The organism is Pseudomonas sp. UF-293 (assembly GCF_058245595.1).
Window position 1 is genome coordinate 147,900 of the sequence record NZ_JBSICA010000011.1, and the last position, 19,022, is coordinate 166,921.

Here is a 19,022-nt window from a genome sequence, read left to right on the forward strand (position 1 = left end):
ACCGCAGCGGCTCAGGATCGTGCGACACCCTGAAAACCTCTGCCCCTTGCAGGAGCGGGCCTGCTCGCGAAAACGGTGGGTCGGCTGGCGTATTTGTCACTGATACACGGCTTTCGCGCGCAGGCGTCGCGGTTAATCAGTGATGCTGAGTATCACCCGCTGCCGTATCAATACTGACAACTACCGACATCCCCGGCCTGAGCCGTTCTTCTTCCTGCTGATCCGGATCAATCGTGATTCGCACCGGCACCCGCTGAGCAATCTTGACGAAGTTGCCAGTGGCGTTATCGGCCTGCAGCAAAGCAAATTCCGAACCGGTGCCCGGGGAAATATGTTGCACGTGCCCGGTGAATCTGCGGTGGTTCAAAGCGTCGACGGTGAAGCGCACCGGTTGTCCGACACGCACATTGGCCATCTGGGTTTCCTTCATGTTGGCGATCACCCACTTCTGGTCCGGGACCAATGCCATCAACTGCGCGCCGGAGTTGACGTAGGCGCCCAGGCGCACGCCGATCTGTCCAAGCTGGCCATCACGCGGTGCGACAATTCGGGTGTTCGACAGATCGATCCGCGCCAGTTGCACGGCTGCTTCGGCACTGGCCACGGCTGCTTCCAGAGAGCCGCGATTGACGATCACCGTTTGCAGATCCTGGCGGGCGATTTCCAGATTGGCCTTGGCCTGCGCCACAGAAGCCGTGCTCTGCGCGTTGGCGGCAAGGGTCACGTCGAACTCGCGCCTGGACACCGAGCCGTCGCGCACCAGTTCCTGATTGCGGCGCAGATCGGCCTCGCTCTTGCGCAACTGCGCCTGGCTGTCGGCGAGCACTGCCTGACGCAATTTGATCGTCGCTTCGGCGCTGTTGCGCTGCTGCACGACGTTGGCCAACCCGGCTTTCTGTACCGCCAGTTGCGCCAGCGACTGGTCGAGGCGTTGCTGATAAATGCGGTCGTCCAGGCGCACCAGCAGATCCCCGGCCTTGACGTATTGGAAGTCCTGCACCGGCACCTCGAACACATAGCCGCTGAGCTGCGGACCGATGATCGTCACCTGCCCGCGAATCAAGGCGTTTTCGGTGGTTTCGACCGCACTGCTGAACGGCGGCAGTTGCCACGCATACAGCACGATCAGTACGCCGACGATGGCGATTGCGGCAAAGCCCAGCGAAGAAATGATCCGCACCCGCAGCGAACGCGGCGCGGTGTTGGGTGACGACGGCGGCGCCTCCCCTTCAGGTGTGGCGGCGATGGCGTTGGTGGTTGTGGTGGTCGGTTCGGTCATGAAGAAGTGGCACCGCTGGGTGGTACGGAAGGTGTCGGCTCAATGGCTTTGGTGGTGCTCATCAGCCACAACGCGCGAATCGAAAGCCAGATCATGGTCAGTACGGCAATGACCGCGATCAGCATGAAGACATCGTTATAGGCGAGCACGTTCGCTTCGCGTGTCGCCGCATTGGCGAGGCTGCGAATGCCGGCCAGATTGCGCAGGCTCGGGTCGGCGAGCAAGCCGCCGAAGGCCGAGCCGCCGCTCTGCACCCGCGCGGCCACCAACGGGTCGGACATCACCAGGTGATCGACGATGTGGCTGGAATGGTACTTCTCCCGCACGATCTGAAAAGTGCCGAGCAACGCCGCGCCGAGCAGTCCGCCGAGGTTGTTGCAGATCCCGAACAGCACGGAAAAACTCACCAGGTTGCGCGGATTGGTCAGCACGTTGCGCGTGCCGAAGACCATGGTCGGGCCGAGAAAAAACGTACTGCCGAACGCCAGCAGGAACTGGCTGAAGTACATGTTGGCGGGACGGGTCAGGTTGTTGGAGAAACTGTCCATCACTGAGCCCGTCGCCATCAGTGCCAAGGAAATGATCAACGGCATCAGCAAGTGTTTGGGGTCGATGGTCAGCGCGCTGGTGGCAAGACCGGCGATGCTGCCGATCAGCATCACCACGTACAGACTGTGCAGTTGCTCATAGCCCATGTTGAGGTTCTGCATGAACCCGACCGCGCCGGTGGATTGCTCCGAAGTGACCATGCGAATCAGGGTTACCGCCAGCGCCAGGCGGATCATCGTTCCGCTGCCAAGCCAGCGGGTCATCAGCATCGGGTTGCTGCGGTTGTGCTCGATGGCCAGGCCCATGATGATCAGCGCGATCGAGCATGCGAGAGCCACGCCGATCCAGTCCGCCTCCAGCCACCAGTCGATCCGTCCCAGCGAAAGTACCGCGCACAACAACGCCACACCGGTGGCGAGGATGGCGAAGGTCAGGAAGTCGAGTTTTTCAAAGGTCTTGAAGCGGTCACCGGGCGGCAACTTCAGTAGCAAGACACAGCCGAGTGACAGCAGGGCCATGCCCAATTCGAACAGGTACAGACCGCGCCATTCGGCGATCTGCAACAGGTCTTCGGAAAACAGCCGCGCCAGCGGTAACGCCAATTGCGACGTGCCGAGGCCGAGCACCAACGCTTTGAGCCGCCACTTCGCCGGGAACGCCTGGACCATGTAATACAGACCCAGCGAGCTCAGCGCTGCACCGACCATGCCGTGGGCAGCCCGCACCGCCACTGCCGAGTTGAGATCGTTGACGAACAAATGGCCGAAGGTCACCAGCGCATACAGCACCAGAAACACCTCGGTGAAGGCGCGCAAGCCGAACTGCTGGCGAAACTTCACCAGCAGCAGGTTCATCGACACGTTGGTCATCACATACGCCGCCGGCAGCCAGGCCATCTCCGCCGTGGTCGCGCCGAGCGAGCCTTGCAGATAAGGCAGGTTGGCAACCACCAACGAATTCCCCAGCCCACCGGTCACCGCCACCAACACACCGACCGCCGCGTATGCCAGGCGCTTGGGCGTGGAGTGTAGCGGTGTCGACGGGGAACCGGGCAGGCTGGGCTTTTCGTGGGGTTGCCAGTTGCGCGGGGCGTATTTATCCATGGATCGGCCTGGTGCTGGGGGTGAGGGAAGTTTGCCGCAATTTGACGGGCAATACACGACTCGGCAGACACCCTGAAACCCTGTGGGAGCGAGCCTGCTCGCGAAAGCGCTTGTCAGTCGACACCTTCATTGAATGAAAGTCCGCATTCGCGAGCAGGCTCGCTCCCACACAGGTTCTGCGTCGCGTGGAAGGTCATCGTATAACTTCCAGTTGACAATCCCTGAAAATCTGGGAAATATCCGCATCGATGTTGTACGACGACGTATGACAAATAATAAAAACAACAAACGATTCAGGGAGCGTCACAGTGAGCCCACTCGCCCGCAATTCCGTCAGCCTTTCACGTTTTGCCCATTTCAAACCACGTTCGACCCTGAGCCTGATCGGCTGCAGCGGCCTCGCCCTGGCGTTGCCGATGAGCGCCGATGCCGAAGGCTTCCTCGACGATAGCAAAGCCACGCTGAACCTGCGCAACGCCTACTTCAACCGCAATTTCGTCAACCCGGCCAACCCGCAGGGCAAGGCTGAAGAGTGGACGCAGAACTTCATCCTCGATGCCAAATCCGGCTTCACCCAGGGTACCGTCGGTTTCGGCCTCGACATCCTTGGCATGTACTCGCAGAAGCTCGATGGCGGCAAAGGCACTGGCGGCACGCAGTTGTTGCCGATCCACGATGACGGCCGCCCCGCCGATAACTTCGGCCGCCTCGGCGTCGCACTGAAAGCCAAAGTTTCGAAGACCGAACTGAAAGTCGGCGAATGGATGCCGGTATTGCCGATCCTGCGCTCCGACGACGGCCGCTCACTGCCGCAGACCTTTCGCGGCGGGCAGATCACATCCACCGAAATCAACGGCCTGACCGTCTACGGCGGCCAGTTCCGTGGCAACAGCCCGCGCAACGACGCGAGCATGGAAGACATGTCGATGAACGGCCGTGGTGCATTCACCTCCGATCGCTTCAATTTCGGCGGCGGCGAATACAGCTTCAACGAAAAACGCACCATGGTCGGCGTGTGGTACGCCGAGCTCACCGACATCTATCAGCAGCAGTATTTCAACCTCAGCCACAGTCAGCCGATGGGCGACTGGACGCTGGGCGCCAACCTCGGTTTCTTCACCGGCAAGGAAGACGGCAGCGCCCAGGCCGGCGACCTCGACAACAAGACCGCGTTCGCCCTGCTCTCGGCCAAATACGGCGGCAACACCTTCTACGTCGGCCTGCAGAAACTTACTGGCGACGACGCCTGGATGCGCGTCAACGGCACCAGCGGCGGCACCCTGGCCAACGACAGCTACAACGCCAGTTATGACAACGCCAAAGAGCGCTCCTGGCAGGTGCGCCATGACTACAACTTCGTTGCCCTCGGCGTGCCTGGCCTGACCCTGATGAACCGTTACATCAGCGGCGATAACGTGCACACCGCTAGCACCAATGACGGCAAGGAATGGGGCCGCGAGTCGGAGCTGGCCTACACCGTGCAGAGCGGCCCGCTGAAGAACCTCAACGTGAAATGGCGCAACGCGACCATTCGCCGGGACTTCAGCACCAACGAATTCGACGAGAACCGGATCTTTATCAGCTATCCGATTTCGTTGTTGTAACGGTTGGTGGCTTCACCCTGTGGGAACGAGCCTGCTCGCGAAAGCTTGAGGCAAGCGGTAGCGATTTTTATTGCCCGAGCGGGCCTCATCGCTGGCAAGCCAGCTCCCACAAGGTCTTGTGGCGAACAGAAGGATTGGAGCCGACTCGAATTATTGTGGGAGCTGGCTTGCCAGCGATGGCGGCGGCAGATTCGGCAGTAATGAACTCTGACACACCGCCTTCGCGAGCAGGCTCGCTCCCACAGGGGACTGCAGTGCAAGCCAAGTATCGAGTGTTGGGAAATTGAATCGCCCCTTCCGTCATCTACACCAAAAGTCGCGTTGACAAGATCCGGAAACCCTACCGATACTTCAGCGCAGTCATACGACAACCTACAACAAACCTAATAACAATGTGTTCAGGGATTGCCATGACGTCTACTTCTACCCCACGCGCTCCATTCAACCGCCTGCTGCTGACCGGTGCCGCCGGAGGCTTGGGCAAAGTCCTGCGCGAACGCCTGCGCCCTTACGCCAATGTGCTGCGGCTGTCCGACATCGCTGCCCTCGCCCCGGCGGTCGATGAACACGAAGAAGTCGTGCTCTGCGACCTCGCCGACAAGCAAGCGGTGCATCAACTGGTCGAAGGCGTCGACGCGATCCTGCATTTCGGCGGCGTTTCGGTTGAGCGTCCGTTCGAAGAAATCCTCGGCGCCAACATCAGCGGCGTGTTCCACATTTACGAAGCAGCACGCAAGCACGGTGTGAAGCGAGTGATTTTCGCCAGCTCCAACCACGTGATCGGCTTCTACAAGCAGGACGAAAAACTCGACGCCACCTCCCCGCGCCGTCCTGACGGCTACTACGGTCTCTCCAAGTCCTACGGCGAAGACATGGCCAGTTTCTACTTCGATCGCTATGGCATCGAAACCGTCAGCATCCGCATCGGCTCCTCGTTCCCCGAACCGCAGAACCGCCGGATGATGCACACCTGGCTGAGCTTCGACGATCTCACGCAACTGCTCGAGCGCTCGCTGTACACGCCGAATGTCGGCCACACGGTCGTCTACGGCATGTCCGCCAACAAAGACGTCTGGTGGGACAACCGCTACGCCAGCCACCTCGGTTTCGAAGCCAAGGACACCTCGGAAATCTTCCGCGACAAGGTCGAAGCGCAACCGATGCCAGCCGACGACGATCCGGCGCGAATCTATCAGGGCGGCGCTTTCGTCGCAGCAGGCCCGTTTGGCGATTGATCGCTCGACTTGATCCCCCTCCAATAAAAACCATGGGAATGAGTATGCAAGCCGAATTGATCGTCGACGCCCGCAACGCGGTCGGTGAAAGCCCGGTCTGGGTGCCGCAGGAAAACGCGCTGTACTGGGTCGATATTCCCAACGGCGGCCTGCAACGCTGGAGCGCCGACACTGGCCATGTTGCCTCGTGGAAAGCCCCGCAAATGCTCGCCTGCATCACCCGCCACCGCAGTGGCGGCTGGGTCGCCGGCATGGAAAGCGGTTTCTTTCGCCTGCACCCGCACAGCGACGGCAGCCTCGACAGCGAATTGCTCGCCACCGTCGAGCACAGCCGCCCCGATATGCGTCTCAACGACGGTCGCTGCGATCGCCAAGGGCGTTTCTGGGCCGGCAGCATGGTGCTGAACATGGGCCTGAACGCGCCTGAAGGCCGACTCTATCGCTACGGCGCCGGGCAGACTGGCGTGATCGAAGCACAGCTGGATGGCTTCATCGTGCCCAACGGCCTCGGTTTCAGCCCTGACGGCAAAACCATGTATCTGTCGGATTCGCACCCCAATGTGCAGCTGATCTGGGCTTTCGACTACGACACCGAAACCGGCACGCCATCGAATCGCCGAATCTTCGTCGACATGAACCACTTCCCCGGCCGCCCTGACGGTGCCGCGGTGGATGCCGAAGGCTGCTACTGGATATGCGCCAACGACGCCGGCCTGATTCACCGTTTTACCCCGGATGGCCGCCTCGATTTCTCGCTGCAGGTGCCGGTGAAAAAACCGACCATGTGTGCCTTCGGCGGCAGCAATCTGGACACGTTGTTTGTCGCTTCGATTCGCCCCGGCGATGACCACGATCCGCAATCCCTGGCCGGCGGCGTGTTCGCCCTGAAACCCGGCGTCAAAGGCCTCGCCGAACCGCAATTCACCGATTTGCTTTAGACCCTCTGCTGCACCGCTGCGCCTTGAACACAAAAATAACAAGACTGGAGACCCACCCCCATGAACTTCAAACGCACCTTGCTCGCCGCTGCACTCCCGCTGATGTTCACCTTCGCTGGTGCTGCTCAGGCAGACATGAAACTCAAATTCGCTGACATTCACCCCGCAGGTTACCCAACCGTCGTGGCTGAAAAATCCATGGGCGATACCCTGACCAAGGAAACCAACGGCGAACTGACCTTCCAGTACTTCCCCGGCGGTGTGCTCGGTTCCGAAAAGGAAGTCATCGAGCAGATGCAGGTCGGCGCGGTGCAGCTGTCACGCGTCAGCCTGGGCATCGTCGGCCCTGTGGTGCCGGATGTGAACGTGTTCAACATGCCGTTCATTTTCCGCGACCAGCAACATATGCGTAACGTCATCGATGGCCCGGTGGGCGACGAGATCCTCGACAAGATCACCAACTCCGAATTCGGCCTGGTGGCCCTGGCGTGGATGGACGGCGGCACGCGCAACATCTACACCAAGAAACCGGTGCGCAAGCTCGAAGACCTCAAGGGCATGAAAATCCGCGTACAGGGCAACCCGATGTTCATCGACATGATGAACGCCATGGGCGGTAACGGTATCGCGATGGACACGGGCGAAATCTTCAGCGCCTTGCAGACGGGCGTGATCGACGGTGCGGAAAACAACCCGCCGACCCTGCTCGAACACAACCACTTCCAGAACGCCAAGTTCTACAGCCTGACCGGCCACCTGATCCTGCCAGAGCCGATCGTGATGTCGAAAATCACCTGGGAAAAACTCACTCCGGATCAACAGAAGATGGTCAAAACGGCGGCCAAGGCTGCCCAGGCTGAAGAGCGCGTACTGTGGGACAAGAAGTCCGCTGCCAGTGAAGAAAAACTCAAGGCCGCCGGCGTCGAGTTCATCGAAGTCGACAAGAAACCTTTCTACGACGCCACCGCTCCGGTACGGGAAAAGTACGGTGCGAAGTACGCAGATCTGATCAAAAAGATCGAAGCCGTTCAGTAACGCCTCCCGCTCCGTACTCATGAACAAGGCCCGGCGCGCCTGATGACTCAGACGCGCCCGGTTACGGTGGAACCCGATGAAGAATCTGCTGCTGCGTATCAACGACAAGATCTACATGACGTGCATCTGGGTCGCCGGCCTTTCCGTCCTGGCGATTTCCCTGATGATTCCCTGGGGCGTGTTCGCCCGCTACGTGCTCGGCACCGGTTCGAGCTGGCCTGAGCCAACGGCGATCCTGCTGATGATGGTCTTCACCTTCATCGGCGCCGCCGCCAGTTACCGCGCCGGTGCGCACATGGCCGTGGCCATGCTCACCGACCGCATGCCAGCGCAGCTGAAATCCGCAGCAGCGGTTTTTTCGCAACTGCTGATGGCGGCAATCTGCATCTTCATGACTATCTGGGGCGCGAAGCTGTGCATGTCCACCTGGAATCAGTTCATGGCCGCCCTGCCCGATCTGCGGGTTGGCGTGACCTATCTGCCGATCCCCGTGGGCGGCTTGCTGACGCTGATTTTTGTCGTGGAAAAACTCTTGCTCGGTGACCAGAGCAAACGTCGGGTCGTGCAGTTCGACCTGGTTGAAGAAAGTGAAGGTGCCGTTTAATGGACGCTCTGATCCTGCTGGGCAGTTTTATCGTATTGATCCTGATCGGCATGCCGGTCGCCTACGCGCTGGGCGCCGCTGCGCTGATCGGCGCTTGGTGGATCGACATTCCCTTCCAGGCGGTGATGATCCAAGTCGCCTCGGGGGTGAACAAATTCTCGCTGCTGGCCATCCCGTTCTTCGTCCTGGCCGGTGCGATCATGGCCGAGGGCGGCATGTCCCGGCGTTTGGTGGCGTGTGCCGGGGTGCTGGTGGGTTTCGTGCGCGGTGGTCTGTCACTGGTCAACATCGTTGCCTCGACCTTCTTCGGCGCGATCTCCGGCTCTTCGGTAGCCGACACCGCGTCGGTAGGCTCGGTGCTGATCCCGGAAATGGAACGCAAGGGCTATCCACGGGACTTCTCCACCGCCGTGACCGTCAGCGGTTCGGTGCAAGCCCTGCTGACGCCGCCAAGCCATAACTCGGTGCTCTACTCGCTGGCTGCAGGCGGTACCGTTTCGATCGCCTCGCTGTTCATGGCCGGCATCGTCCCTGGCCTGCTGATGAGCGCCTGCCTGATGGTGCTGTGCCTGATCTTCGCGAAAAAGCGCAACTACCCCAAGGGCGAAGTGATCCCGATGCGCCAGGCGCTGAAAATCGTCGGCGAAGCCCTCTGGGGCATGATGGCGATGGTGATCATCCTCGGCGGCATCCTGTCGGGTATTTTCACCGCCACTGAATCGGCGGCCATCGCGGTGCTGTGGTCATTCTTCGTGACCATGTTCATCTACCGCGACTACAAGTGGAGTGAGTTGCCAAAACTGATGCATCGCACCGTGCGGACAATTTCGATCGTGATGATCCTGATCGGTTTTGCCGCCAGCTTCGGCTACATCATGACGCTGATGCAGATCCCGGCGAAGATCACCACGCTGTTCCTGACCCTGTCGGACAACCGCTACGTGATCCTGATGTGCATCAACGTCATGCTGCTGTTGCTCGGCACGGTGATGGACATGGCGCCGCTGATCCTGATTCTGACGCCGATCCTGATGCCAGTGATCATGGGCATCGGTGTCGACCCGGTGCAGTTCGGCATGATCATGCTGGTCAACCTGGGGATCGGACTGATAACACCCCCGGTGGGCGCGGTGCTCTTCGTCGGTTCGGCGGTGGGCAAGGTCAGTATCGAAAGCACCGTGAAAGCGCTGCTGCCGTTCTACGGTGTGCTGTTCCTGGTGCTGCTGCTCGTCACCTACGTGCCGGCGATTTCGCTGTGGCTGCCGCACCTGGTGTTGTAACCGTCTGAAAAGATCGCAGCCTTCGACAGCTCCTACAGGACCGCAATCTCTTGTAGGGGCTGTCGAGTGCAACGAGGCTGCGATCTTTTGGTCTTCATGCCCGCAACAACATGTACCCCGCCACCACCAGACAGACACTGGCAAATCCAACCTGCAACGCCCGCGCCGGCACCTGCGCGCACAGCCTGCGACCGATGATCATGCCAACGATGCTGGCGACAATGAACGCCGCGCCCTGGCGGTCGATGCGCACGCCTGCGTGAAACGCGCCGATCACCCCGATCGCTGAAATCAGACTGATCACCATCAACGACGTGGCGACGATGCCGCGCATCTGCACATCGGTCAGTTGCTTGAACGCCGGCACGATCAGAAAGCCGCCGCCGACGCCAAGCAAACCCGACACCACGCCAGTAACCGCTCCCAGTGCAGCCAGGGTGGCGGTGCATTTGGCCGTCCAGTCGAAGCGCCCGGTCTGCTCGTTGAGCATGCAGTTCTTCTGGCCCCAACTGGCGTGGCCGTGATCGCTCGGCCCCGCTTGCTGACGGTCTTTTCTGAACATTCGCCAGGCAACCATCACCATCAGCAGACTGAACAGGATCATCAGAATCTTCTCCGGCAACTGATGCGCGAAGTAGATCCCCAGCGGCGAAAACACCGCGCCCAGTGCCGCAATCAACAGCGCCGCGCGGTAACGGACCAAGCCGTGGCGCAAACCATCAATGGCCCCTACCGCCGCTGCACTACCGACGGCGAACAAGGCCACAGGCGCCGCTTGCGTCATTGTCCAGCCGAGCCCGAGCACCAGCGCCGGCACCGCGAGAATCCCACCGCCCGCGCCGGTCAGGCCGAGCACCAGCCCCATTACCACGCCAAACAGACTTGCCAGCAACATAGGGTTTTCTCAATCAACCTTGGACAGGCGCGTCAGCCACTCGCGGCCCTTGAGCATGCCGTTCCAGTAGAACCACGGCAGCAGCGTCGCTTTCAGCCACCATGCCGAACGCCGGGGCACGGTCGGGTCGAGCGGAAAGGTCGGCAGCAGTTTGCCGCCATAGCCGAACTCGGCGAGGATCACCTTGCCCTTCTCCACCGTCAGCGGGCACGAGCCGTAGCCGTCGTACTTGAGCGGCAGCGGCTGTTGTTTGCGCGCGGCCAGCAGGTTCTGCGCAACGACGACAACCTGCTTGCGCACCGCCGCCGCCGTTTTCGCGTTGCTGGTACCGCAGACATCGCCCAGTGCGAACACCTCGGGATAACGCGGATGCTGCAGGCTCTGCGGATCGACCTCACACCAACCGCCGGCATCGGCCAGCGCACTCTGTGCGATGAAATCCGGCGCGACTTGTGGCGGCACGACGTGCAGCAGATCAAAGGATTTCGCTACGTGGCTGACGTTGCCGTCGGCGTCCTTGACTTCAAACCACGCGGTTTGCGCCGGGCCGTCGACCTTGACCAGATTCGAGTTGTACGCCAGTTGCGTGTCGTACAGTTCGATGTATTTCATCAACGGCGGCACGAAGGTCGGCACGCCAAACAGCGCGGCGCCGGCCAGATTGAATTCAACGCTGATGTTGCGCAGCGCCCCGGATCTGCGCCAATGGTCGCAGGACAGGTACAGGGCTTTTTGCGGCGCGCCGGCGCATTTGATCGGCATTGCCGGCTGGGTGAACAGCGCCCGGCCACCGCGCAGTTTCTGCACTTGATCCCAGGTGTACTGCGCATGTTGATAGCTGTAGTTGGAAGTGACGCCGTGCTGGCCGAGGCTTTCCTGCAAGCCTTCGATTTTCTCCCAGGCCAGGCGCAGGCCGGGGCAGACGATCAGGTTCCGATAGCTGACGGTGCGCTGGTCGTCGAGGGTGAGTTGGCGGTGATCCGGATCGATGGCGCTGACGCTGGCCTGAATCCACGTAGCCTGACGCGGCATGACTTTGCTCATCGGCCTGACCGTGTCTTTCACGTCAAACGCGCCACCGCCAACCAGCGTCCACGCCGGTTGGTAATAGTGCTGTGAACTCGGTTCGATCACGGTGACTTGGAGGTGCGGGTCACGCTTGAGCAGGCTGGCGACAAAACCGATGCCGGCCGTGCCGCCGCCGATGACCACGATGTCCGCACTGATGGATGGGCCCCAGTGTTGATCGTTCATTGCTTGTTCCTTTTGCTGCACGCAAGGATTTCAGTCTTCACACCCATAAAAAATGTGGGAGCGGGCTTGTTCGCGAAAGCGCCGTGTCAGACAAAGAATGTTCGACTGACACGCCGCTTTCGCGAGCAAGCCCGCTCCCACAATGGCAGGTGTGAAGGCTGGCATTTATGGCTGTTCCCAGCTCTTGAGCACCGCTCCGCAATAAAGTCCCGAGAGGGTCTTCATCACCTGGATCACTTCGTGGCTGGCCAGGCCGTAGAAAATGTATTTGCCTTCGCGACGGGTCGCGACCAGCCCTTCGTCACGCAGGATGCCGAGTTGCTGGGACAGCGTCGGCTGGCGTACGCCGGTCATGGTTTCCAGCTCGCCGACGTTGCGTTCGCCTTGAGTCAGTTGGCAGAGAATCAACAGGCGGTCCTCATTGGCCAGAGCCTTGAGCAGCGCGCAGGCTTTGGACGCCGAGGCGCGCAATTGGGCGACTTCACATTCGGTCAGACTGGATTGCATTTGCACGAGGCCTTGAAGGTCACTTAAGCTGCGAACATTATGTTTTTACATAAAGTGTTGCAACCCGAAATTCCCCAGCACAGGTTTTCGCCATGCCCGCCCTGATTGAAGCGTTCCTCGACCCCGCCTCCTCGACCTACAGCTATGTGGTCTATGAAGCCGACGGCGGCCAGTGCGCGATCGTCGACCCGGTGCTCGATTACGATGGTGCCGCCGGACGCACCGGCACGGCACAGGCGGACAAGATCATCGCTTTCGTACGTGCGCAGCAGTTGCAAGTGCAATGGTTGCTGGAAACCCATGCCCACGCCGATCACCTGTCCGCCGCGCCGTACCTGCGTCGTGAATTGGGCGGCAAGATCGCCATAGGCGAATCGATCAGTAAAGTGCAGAACGTGTTCAAGGCGCTGTTCAACCTTGAGCCGGAGTTTCGCGTCGATGGCTCGCAGTTCGATCACCTGTTTGCGCCCAACGAGTCGTTCATGATCGGCAATCTCAAGGCCACCGCGCTGCACGTTCCCGGGCATACGCCAGCGGACATGGCGTACCTGATCGACGGTGAGCAGATCCTCGTCGGCGACACGCTGTTCATGCCCGATGTCGGCACCGCGCGCTGCGATTTCCCCGGCGGCAATGCGCAGCAATTATTCAACTCGATCCAGAAGCTGTTGGCTTTTCCGGCCAGCGTGAAGCTCTACGTCTGCCACGATTACCCGCCCGAGGGCCGCGCCTCGCAGTGCCAGACCACGGTTGGCGAACAGCGCCAAAGCAATATTCATGTGCACGACGGAATCGATGAAGCGGCATTCGTCGAAATGCGCACTCAGCGTGATGCCGGGCTGGGCATGCCAACGTTGTTGTTGCCGGCCATACAAGTGAATGTGCGGGCGGGAAACCTGCCGGCAGCGGAAGACAACGGCGTGGTATACCTGAAAATCCCGCTCAACAAACTCTGACAGGAAATTCACGGTGGCCATTCACTATCGAAAGCCTGCGAGCAGGCTCGCTTCCACAGGATCTGCGTTGCGCAATGAAAAGTGGAAGCGGGTCTGTTCGGACAAAAGCTGCGCCGTGCGCCAATAACCCTGAGAACGTTATCCGGGTTAATCCGCTTTCTTCTGCTGCATTTGCACCGATGCCTTGCTCTTGTCTTCGTCCTGGCTGGTTGCTTTGTTGGAATCGAAACAGCCGTGCAACAGAAACATTGAGCAGAAGCCAAGACATACACAGATTTTTTTCATGACGATCTCCTTTAAGCAGTGGTCAAATTGAAGCAGTGGTCAAATTGCATCAGATTCTCAGCCCTTGCTGTGCTCAGGCGACGAAGGCCCTTCCTTGATCCCGCGCGGGCCGGCGATGCCCCACACGATGAGGCCGAGCACCGGGAACACGATCAGACCGATCGCCCAGGCGGCTTTGACGCCAACACTCTTGTTGCTGCGAAACACGCTGACAATCGCCCACAGGTCGACCAGCAGAATGATCACCGCCACGGCGATGGAAAAATAACTCGTTGCCTCGTTCATTTCGCGATCCTCCAATGACTGGTAAGCATTGGGCTGCGAGGTGTTTTCAGCGTTCAAAAAAAATGCACGCGCGTGGCGCCAGGGACTCAGCCACCTTCCGGATCCTGGCGGATCACGGAGATCTTGCCGTTGCGCTCGATGATCGCGAATTTGATCTGCTCGATGGTTTCAATGCCTTGGCTGGAGCGCGCCGCCTCCATGACATCCGCTTCAACCAGCCGCGCATGCCGCAGACGTCGATGCAGCAGTTTGCCGTTCTCGACGATGATCGTCGGCTCGCCATCGATCAATCGCGAGACCCAGCTGGAACGCTGCTTGAGCAAGGAAAATCCAACGTCGATGGCGATCAGGGTGATGATCACCAGAAACGCATTGGTCAAGGAGAAATCATCGCCCAGCAACGCCTGCTGTGTAGCTTCGCCGATGATCATCAGCAGCACGAAATCGAACGTGGTCAGCTCGGCCAGCGAACGGCGGCCGGCAATTTTGAACAGCACCATCAGTGCCAGATACATCACGAGCGCGCGCAAGACCGAGTCCATGGGTCACCTATGGATAAATGAATTGAGTGAGCTTGACTTCGCTCGAACCCGGCGCGCGGATATGACTGCGAAACAGGCCCAGTCCGTCGCCGCGCAACGTCAGATAAAGCGTTGCCTGACCCTGGGCATCCGCCTGCAACCACAAGCGCATACCCTGCGCTGAGCTGCGCATACGCACCGGCGCCGGTTGCATGGTTTCGATGCTGAAGCCGTCAAGCATCTCGCCACCGATGTCAAGTTCGACGGTGGCTTCAGGGGTCGAATGCACGCTGAGTTTCAGCGGGTTGGTCGAGCCGTTGCGGTGGAACATCTCGTATTCGACCTGGACTTTGCCATCGTCGCTGCGCGCATCCTGGGCACTGAGCACGCCACGGGAAAACAGCCCCAACAGACCCAGCAGCATGCACACGACGAGCAGATACCAACCGATGTGCTCGAAGCGCCAGACCTTCAACTGATAGGCCATGTCCTCCTGCACCGGGAATTGTCGGCTTTTCAAATCGGGATGCTCAGCGTCAGGTTTCATCGGCTCGACCGCCCTTCACCCTGCAACGCGCGGCGATGAAGATCCGCCAACTGCTGCAAGGCGAATTCCGAAGCACGGGTCTGCACTTCGCTGCGCGAGCCGGGAAACCACTGCCGGGTGCTGAACAGAAAATGTCGGTCATCGAACTGGAACGCCCAGGCGAAACACACGGTTCCGGCTTTTATCCCATCCATGTCGTCGGGGCCAAGAATGCCGGTCGTGGCGACCGCGACGTTGGCGGTGCTGTCACGCAGCGCGCCGATGGCCATTTCACTGGCGACTTCAACGCTGGTCAGGTTGAAGGTGTCCATGGTCGCCGGGCTGACGTGGAGCAAGCGCTGCTTGGCCTGCGGCGAGTAGACCACATAGCCGCATTCGATCAACTCGCCGCTACCGGGGACTTCCGACAGCAACATGACGATTTCCCCGGCCGTGCAGGATTCGGCGGTGGTGATGATCAGCGAATGTTGGCGCAGGTATTCAATCGTTTCCTTGGCGATGGACATGGCACGCTCTCGAAGCTGTTATTGCCGGTTGACCGCTCGCTACGCTGATCATTCCGCTGAATTGGATGAGCGTGTAAGCGCCTCTTGCCGAGAAAGTTTTCCGCCCCATTCGGCACGATCACCTACCCTCATAGACTGTGTGATCCACTCGAGCCTGCCGCCCCCATGCGCTGTTCATTCAAGTCGTTGTTTTTCGTCCTGTTCCTGCTGCTGATACCGGGCAGCGCGGCGCTGTGGGCGGCCGACCTTCCGACGCCGGCGAACTCAAGCGCAGCGCCGCTGCCGGTGATTTCGCAAAGCGATCTGCAAGCCTTGCAACAACGCCTCGACGGGCTCAAGCAGCAGATTTCGGCGGCGAACAATTACAACCAGCTCGAAGGCCCGCAGGATCGGGTGCAGGCATTCATTCTCGATGTCGATCGATTGTCGGCTGCGCTGTTGCCGCAACAGGCGCAACTGGCGGTGCAATTGGGCGTGCTCGGCACGGCGCCCGACGCCGAGGTGGCCGCCGAGCAAGCCGATATCGTCGCGCAGCGGGCCGCGCTGGCGGAGCAGAAAAGCAAGGTCGACGGCACGCTGAAAAGCCTCGCCGCACTGAAGCAGAACGCCGCCGATCTGATCACGCAGATTGCCAGCATCCGCCGCACGCTGCTGGAAAGCGAACTGACCCTGAGCACCCGCAGCGTTTTGACTCCGCATTTCTGGGCACCGCTGGTCGATCCAAGCGAGGACGACCGCCAGCGACTGCGACTGTTCGTGGCGCAGGTGGCTGACGTCTGGGCCACGGTCTGGGCGCCGGGCGAGCGTTTTTACACTTGCGTGCTGGTGCTGTTGGCGCTGCTGGTCTGGACCTTCGGCCGCCGTCTGGCTGAGCGCGGGCTGACCTGGTTCTGCATTCACCGCGTGGCGGAGGGCCGACTGCGCCGCAGTGCCTTGGCCTTCGCTTCAGCCATCGCGACGTTCATAACCACTGCCATCGCCCTGAAACTGCTGTTCTACGCCTGTACCCGCCACGACGCCCTGCCGCCGGTGCTGGAGACGTTTTCCGAAGAGTTCGAAAAAGTCGTGTACGCCTGCGTACTGATCACCGGGCTCAGCCGTGCATTGCTGTCGACCGAGCATCCATCGTGGCGCCTGCCGGCGATTGCCGATCCGGTGGCGATGGCGCTCAAACCTTATCCGCGGATTCTTGCCTGCACGTTGCTGGTGTTGGTGACGCTGGTGCAGGTCGCCAATGCCACGGGCATGAGCAGCGATATCGTTATGGCCGGACGCGGTGTGATTTCGATGGTGGTACTGGCGATCATCGGCACGATGCTGTTGCGCGTCGGCAAAGTGCGCAAGGCGCTGGTCGCGGCCAATGACCCCTCGGCGACCAACAGCGTGTTCGCCGGGCTGATCTACAGCGTCGCCAGTCTCTCGATGTTGGTGACGGCCATTGCCCTGCTTGCCGGCTATGTCTCGCTGGCGCGGTTCATCAGTTATGAACTGGTGTGGGGCTATGTCGTGCTGTCGGGCTTCTACTTGCTGATTCAGCTGGTCAAGGACGCCTGTGAGCACCTGTTTTCGCCGAAACACGCGAGCGGCCAAGCGCTCAAGCAATTGCTCGGCGTCAGCGATCGGCGCCTTGAGCAGACGTCGATCCTGTTGTCCGGCGTCAGCCGCGCCGGCCTGATGCTGATGGCGCTGATTTCGTTGTTTGTCGGCGGCATCGGCACCACGCTCGGCCAACTGGTCACCAACATCATGTCGATCCTCGGCGGTGCCGGCTTGCGCAAGCTGAATATCGTCCCGGCACATCTGCTCAACGCACTGCTGGCGCTGCTGATCGGGATCTGGCTGATCCGCGCATTGAGCCGCTGGCTCGACAACGAATTCCTGCCCAAGACCGACATGGACCCAGGGATGTGCGCGTCACTGAGCACGCTGTTTTCCAATATCGGCTACGCCTTTGTGATTCTGTTGACGCTGTCGTCGCTGGGCGTGCAGTGGACGAATCTGGCGTGGATCGTCAGTGCACTGTCGGTGGGCATCGGCTTTGGCTTGCAGGAGATCGTCAAGAACTTCGTCTCCGGCCTGATCCTGCTCACCGAGCGCCCGGTCAAAGTCGGCGACCTGATCAGCATCAGCGGCGTCGAGGGGGATATCCGCCGGATCAATGTGCGTGCTACGGAAATCCAGCTCAGCGACCGCTCGATCGTGATCGTGCCCAACTCGCAGCTGATCTCGCAGAACCTGCGCAACGTTACCCTCGGCGGCAGCGCACAGGGCGTGGCGTCGCTGGAGTTGGTGTTTCCGTTGGATATTGATCCTGAGGAGGTCAAACAACTGCTGCTCGATGCCTTCCACGAGAATGAAACCATCCTCGATAAACCGGCGCCGTTCGTGCGTTTCAGCAAATTGTCGCCGGACGGCATAACCCTCACGGTCACCGGTTATGTGGGCAGCCCGAGGATTGTCGGACTGACCAAAAGTGATTTGTTGTTTGAGGTGCTGAAGCGTTTGGGCGCGGCGGAGATTGCGCTGGCGAAGCCGCCAGCGGCGTGATCCGGTTAGCGCTTGCCCGAGTTGTCGATGCTGGCCGTGCTGCTGCGTGGCGTCAGCTCGAACGGCAGTATGACGTGCCTCTCTGGCAAAGGCTGTTTCTCGATCAGGGCAATCAACATTTCGACCGCTTTGGTCCCGAAGGCCTCGGCAGGTTGCGAGATGGTGGTCAGCGGCGGATCGCAGTACGCGGCCATGGGAATATCGTCGAAACCCACCAGTGAAATATCCTCGGGCACACGCAGCCCCGCCTGCCGGATGCGCTTGAGCGCGCCGATGGCCATTTCATCGTTTTCACAGAACAGCGCGGTGGGTCTGTTGACCATTGCCAGCATCCTTTGCGCTCCCACGAAGCCGGCTTCAAGGGTGAAGTTGCCATGGCAAATCAGTGCCTCGTCAAAGGCGATCTGGGCCTCGCGCAATGCCGCTTCGTAGCCTGCCAATCGATCGCGGGTCAGCGGACTGTTTTTCGAGCCCTTGATCAGGCCGATGCGTCGGTGCCCCAATGCGATCAGATGTTCGGTCATGGCTTGGGCGGCGGCGACGTTGTCGAGGCTGATGGTTGGATAACGCCCGGCCTTGATCACTTCGCAGGCGTTAACGATCGGCGGCACATCGGCGTCGGCCGGAGCGTTTTCGAACGGATCGTAGGCGCGCAACTGGATCACCCCGTCGGCCTGATAGGCGTACACGAGCTCGGCGAATTGCCGCTCCAGTTCTTCCCGGCCCTGGGTGTCGCAGAGCAGCAAGCGATAGCCGGCTGCCTGCGCCGCTTGCTGCGCGCCGCTGATGACCCGGGCAAAAAAGGTGTTGGCGATGGTCGGCACCAGAATCACCAGATTGCCGGTGCGCCGTGAACGGAATTGCACGGCCATCAGGTTAGGCCGATAGCCCGCCTGTTCCACCGCAGCCATGACGCGCTCACGAGTGGGTGCGAGGACGCGCTCGGGTGATTTCAAAGTCCTCGAAACCGTCGCCACGGAAACACCTGCCAGCCGAGCCACTTCGCGAATATTGGACAAAACCACCTCGTTGTTTCATGTCGATCAGGCGCGGAGCTTACCGCAGGCGACGAGCGATCGAAACGCTGTCGAT

General features: G+C 60.4%; 19 protein-coding genes. 8 read left to right on the forward strand and 11 right to left on the reverse strand.

Annotated features, from left to right (window positions below; all coding sequences use genetic code 11):
- Nucleotides 1-136 precede the first annotated feature (136 nt).
- Both AC4IHP_RS14800 and AC4IHP_RS14805 read right to left on the reverse strand, forming a co-directional pair.
- Nucleotides 137-1,279: an HlyD family secretion protein gene (locus AC4IHP_RS14800; RefSeq protein ID WP_460119869.1), complete on the reverse strand. Its 1,143-nt coding sequence runs from the start codon at nt 1,277-1,279 to the stop codon at nt 137-139.
- Nucleotides 1,276-2,931 carry an MFS transporter gene (locus AC4IHP_RS14805; RefSeq protein WP_122603017.1) on the reverse strand — a complete coding sequence of 552 codons (1,656 nt, stop codon included), beginning with the start codon at nt 2,929-2,931 and terminating at the stop codon, nt 1,276-1,278. Before AC4IHP_RS14805 ends, AC4IHP_RS14800 begins: the two co-directional genes overlap by 4 nt.
- A gap of 308 nt (nt 2,932-3,239) precedes the next feature.
- Between AC4IHP_RS14805 and AC4IHP_RS14810 the strand changes: the two genes are divergently transcribed.
- From AC4IHP_RS14810 to AC4IHP_RS14835, 6 genes are all read left to right on the forward strand, one after another.
- The gene (locus AC4IHP_RS14810) at nt 3,240-4,535 is read left to right on the forward strand and encodes an OprD family porin (protein ID WP_460119871.1); all 1,296 of its coding nucleotides are present in this window, start codon (nt 3,240-3,242) and stop codon (nt 4,533-4,535) included.
- Nucleotides 4,536-4,945: 410 nt separating this feature from the next.
- Complete coding sequence (locus AC4IHP_RS14815) at nt 4,946-5,770, forward strand: NAD-dependent epimerase/dehydratase family protein (RefSeq protein ID WP_460119873.1); 825 nt, start codon at nt 4,946-4,948, stop codon at nt 5,768-5,770.
- A 44-nt stretch (nt 5,771-5,814) separates the two neighbouring features.
- Nucleotides 5,815-6,708, forward strand: a complete 894-nt coding sequence (locus AC4IHP_RS14820; RefSeq protein WP_460119875.1) for an SMP-30/gluconolactonase/LRE family protein — start codon at nt 5,815-5,817, stop codon at nt 6,706-6,708.
- Nucleotides 6,709-6,768: 60 nt separating this feature from the next.
- A complete protein-coding gene (locus AC4IHP_RS14825; RefSeq protein WP_460119877.1) occupies nt 6,769-7,743 on the forward strand; it encodes a TRAP transporter substrate-binding protein in 975 nt (324 codons plus the stop codon).
- A gap of 76 nt (nt 7,744-7,819) precedes the next feature.
- Nucleotides 7,820-8,347 carry a TRAP transporter small permease gene (locus AC4IHP_RS14830; RefSeq protein WP_490832027.1) on the forward strand — a complete coding sequence of 176 codons (528 nt, stop codon included), beginning with the start codon at nt 7,820-7,822 and terminating at the stop codon, nt 8,345-8,347.
- Entirely contained in the window at nt 8,347-9,627 is a 1,281-nt protein-coding gene (locus tag AC4IHP_RS14835) for a TRAP transporter large permease (protein ID WP_016775191.1), read from the forward strand. Before AC4IHP_RS14830 ends, AC4IHP_RS14835 begins: the two co-directional genes overlap by 1 nt.
- 94 nt (nt 9,628-9,721) lie before the next feature.
- On the opposite strand, the gene AC4IHP_RS14840 is transcribed toward AC4IHP_RS14835, so the two are convergent.
- From AC4IHP_RS14840 to AC4IHP_RS14850, 3 genes are all read right to left on the reverse strand, one after another.
- On the reverse strand, nt 9,722-10,522 hold the full coding sequence (locus AC4IHP_RS14840) for a sulfite exporter TauE/SafE family protein (protein ID WP_460119881.1): 801 nt from the start codon (nt 10,520-10,522) through the stop codon (nt 9,722-9,724).
- Between the two features lie 9 nt (nt 10,523-10,531).
- A complete protein-coding gene (locus tag AC4IHP_RS14845; RefSeq protein WP_490832028.1) occupies nt 10,532-11,776 on the reverse strand; it encodes an NAD(P)/FAD-dependent oxidoreductase in 1,245 nt (414 codons plus the stop codon).
- Between the two features lie 165 nt (nt 11,777-11,941).
- Nucleotides 11,942-12,283 carry an ArsR/SmtB family transcription factor gene (locus tag AC4IHP_RS14850; protein ID WP_008086967.1) on the reverse strand — a complete coding sequence of 114 codons (342 nt, stop codon included), beginning with the start codon at nt 12,281-12,283 and terminating at the stop codon, nt 11,942-11,944.
- Between the two features lie 92 nt (nt 12,284-12,375).
- Here AC4IHP_RS14850 and AC4IHP_RS14855 point away from each other — a divergent pair, with 92 nt between their 5' ends.
- Entirely contained in the window at nt 12,376-13,239 is an 864-nt protein-coding gene (locus AC4IHP_RS14855) for an MBL fold metallo-hydrolase (RefSeq protein WP_460119885.1), read from the forward strand.
- A gap of 147 nt (nt 13,240-13,386) precedes the next feature.
- Here AC4IHP_RS14855 and AC4IHP_RS14860 read toward each other — a convergent pair whose 3' ends face one another.
- From AC4IHP_RS14860 to AC4IHP_RS14880, 5 genes are all read right to left on the reverse strand, one after another.
- Entirely contained in the window at nt 13,387-13,524 is a 138-nt protein-coding gene (locus AC4IHP_RS14860) for a hypothetical protein (RefSeq protein WP_165368439.1), read from the reverse strand.
- A gap of 57 nt (nt 13,525-13,581) precedes the next feature.
- The gene (locus AC4IHP_RS14865; RefSeq protein WP_460119888.1) at nt 13,582-13,809 is read right to left on the reverse strand and encodes a PLD nuclease N-terminal domain-containing protein; all 228 of its coding nucleotides are present in this window, start codon (nt 13,807-13,809) and stop codon (nt 13,582-13,584) included.
- A gap of 86 nt (nt 13,810-13,895) precedes the next feature.
- Entirely contained in the window at nt 13,896-14,351 is a 456-nt protein-coding gene (locus tag AC4IHP_RS14870) for a DUF421 domain-containing protein (RefSeq protein WP_490832029.1), read from the reverse strand.
- 7 nt (nt 14,352-14,358) lie between these two features.
- Nucleotides 14,359-14,877: a hypothetical protein gene (locus tag AC4IHP_RS14875; protein ID WP_490832030.1), complete on the reverse strand. Its 519-nt coding sequence runs from the start codon at nt 14,875-14,877 to the stop codon at nt 14,359-14,361.
- Nucleotides 14,874-15,383, reverse strand: coding sequence for a CinA family protein (locus AC4IHP_RS14880; RefSeq protein ID WP_490832031.1), 510 nt, complete (start codon nt 15,381-15,383; stop codon nt 14,874-14,876). Before AC4IHP_RS14880 ends, AC4IHP_RS14875 begins: the two co-directional genes overlap by 4 nt.
- A 165-nt stretch (nt 15,384-15,548) precedes the next feature.
- On the opposite strand from AC4IHP_RS14880, the gene AC4IHP_RS14885 reads away from it, so the two are divergent.
- On the forward strand, nt 15,549-17,930 hold the full coding sequence (locus AC4IHP_RS14885; RefSeq protein ID WP_460119896.1) for a DUF3772 domain-containing protein: 2,382 nt from the start codon (nt 15,549-15,551) through the stop codon (nt 17,928-17,930).
- 5 nt (nt 17,931-17,935) lie between these two features.
- Here the strand turns inward: AC4IHP_RS14885 and AC4IHP_RS14890 are convergent, their stop codons facing one another.
- Entirely contained in the window at nt 17,936-18,949 is a 1,014-nt protein-coding gene (locus AC4IHP_RS14890; protein ID WP_490832032.1) for a LacI family DNA-binding transcriptional regulator, read from the reverse strand.
- Nucleotides 18,950-19,022 lie beyond the last annotated feature (73 nt).

What these genes read in the sequence shown, in the direction of transcription:
- AC4IHP_RS14870 (WP_490832029.1), bottom strand. Translation starts at nt 14,351, where the DNA reads ATGGACTCGGTCTTGCGCGCGCTCGTGATGTATCTGGCACTGATGGTG.
- AC4IHP_RS14820 (WP_460119875.1), top strand. Translation starts at nt 5,815, where the DNA reads ATGCAAGCCGAATTGATCGTCGACGCCCGCAACGCGGTCGGTGAAAGC.
- AC4IHP_RS14855 (WP_460119885.1), top strand. Translation starts at nt 12,376, where the DNA reads ATGCCCGCCCTGATTGAAGCGTTCCTCGACCCCGCCTCCTCGACCTAC.
- AC4IHP_RS14805 (WP_122603017.1), bottom strand. Translation starts at nt 2,931, where the DNA reads ATGGATAAATACGCCCCGCGCAACTGGCAACCCCACGAAAAGCCCAGC.
- AC4IHP_RS14800 (WP_460119869.1), bottom strand. Translation starts at nt 1,279, where the DNA reads ATGACCGAACCGACCACCACAACCACCAACGCCATCGCCGCCACACCT.
- AC4IHP_RS14825 (WP_460119877.1), top strand. Translation starts at nt 6,769, where the DNA reads ATGAACTTCAAACGCACCTTGCTCGCCGCTGCACTCCCGCTGATGTTC.
- AC4IHP_RS14865 (WP_460119888.1), bottom strand. Translation starts at nt 13,809, where the DNA reads ATGAACGAGGCAACGAGTTATTTTTCCATCGCCGTGGCGGTGATCATT.
- AC4IHP_RS14880 (WP_490832031.1), bottom strand. Translation starts at nt 15,383, where the DNA reads ATGTCCATCGCCAAGGAAACGATTGAATACCTGCGCCAACATTCGCTG.
- AC4IHP_RS14850 (WP_008086967.1), bottom strand. Translation starts at nt 12,283, where the DNA reads ATGCAATCCAGTCTGACCGAATGTGAAGTCGCCCAATTGCGCGCCTCG.
- AC4IHP_RS14885 (WP_460119896.1), top strand. Translation starts at nt 15,549, where the DNA reads ATGCGCTGTTCATTCAAGTCGTTGTTTTTCGTCCTGTTCCTGCTGCTG.
- AC4IHP_RS14830 (WP_490832027.1), top strand. Translation starts at nt 7,820, where the DNA reads ATGAAGAATCTGCTGCTGCGTATCAACGACAAGATCTACATGACGTGC.
- AC4IHP_RS14835 (WP_016775191.1), top strand. Translation starts at nt 8,347, where the DNA reads ATGGACGCTCTGATCCTGCTGGGCAGTTTTATCGTATTGATCCTGATC.
- AC4IHP_RS14875 (WP_490832030.1), bottom strand. Translation starts at nt 14,877, where the DNA reads ATGAAACCTGACGCTGAGCATCCCGATTTGAAAAGCCGACAATTCCCG.
- AC4IHP_RS14860 (WP_165368439.1), bottom strand. Translation starts at nt 13,524, where the DNA reads ATGAAAAAAATCTGTGTATGTCTTGGCTTCTGCTCAATGTTTCTGTTG.
- AC4IHP_RS14815 (WP_460119873.1), top strand. Translation starts at nt 4,946, where the DNA reads ATGACGTCTACTTCTACCCCACGCGCTCCATTCAACCGCCTGCTGCTG.
- AC4IHP_RS14845 (WP_490832028.1), bottom strand. Translation starts at nt 11,776, where the DNA reads ATGAACGATCAACACTGGGGCCCATCCATCAGTGCGGACATCGTGGTC.
- AC4IHP_RS14840 (WP_460119881.1), bottom strand. Translation starts at nt 10,522, where the DNA reads ATGTTGCTGGCAAGTCTGTTTGGCGTGGTAATGGGGCTGGTGCTCGGC.